At 59.7% G+C, this 543-nt stretch carries 1 protein-coding gene; it reads right to left on the bottom strand.

The window, feature by feature from the left end; all coding sequences use genetic code 11:
• Window positions 1-543: glycosyltransferase family 2 protein (locus AC6A67_RS07150; RefSeq protein ID WP_498035862.1), on the bottom strand; the 543-nt coding region annotated here is incomplete at both ends.

Raw genomic sequence — 543 nt, 5'->3', positions numbered from 1 at the left:
CAGGTTGAGATCGTGAAAGACCCCACGCGGGAAGGCGAGGGTGTTGTTAGGCGACGAATTTCCGCTCAGGTGACTGATCAGGTCAAATTCAGCTGGGTAGGGGGAAAATGTACTGGTGGCCCGTACGGCTTTTCTGCCGTTCACCTCAACAATATCGGTGTCCTGGCGGGCCGATACGGAGCGCAGGACGGCGCCAGGGCTGGATTCGGCCAGCTCGCGGAACGTCGACACCCAATGGGCAAACGGCAGATCGTCGTCATCATGGATGGCGATGTACTGGCCACGGGCCGCCGCAAACCCGGCGTTGAGTGGGCGGCTGCGGTTGCCTTCATACTCCCGCAGCAAACGGATCTGGCGACGGAGCCACTCCGGGCAGTCTTCAATCGTCTGTTCAATGATAATTTGCTGTGCGACGGAAACTTTGTGCGCGACGATCAGTAATTCAAAGTCGCGGTCCTCCTGCCCCGCCAGTGCGGTAAGCAGCTCCACCAGGCAATGTGGCCGTTTTCCTTGCGTCCGCGTAACGATCGACAGGAACGGGCG

It is taken from the genome of Camelimonas sp. FR25 (assembly GCF_059740505.1).
This window is presented reverse-complemented; position numbering and strand designations above follow the sequence as displayed.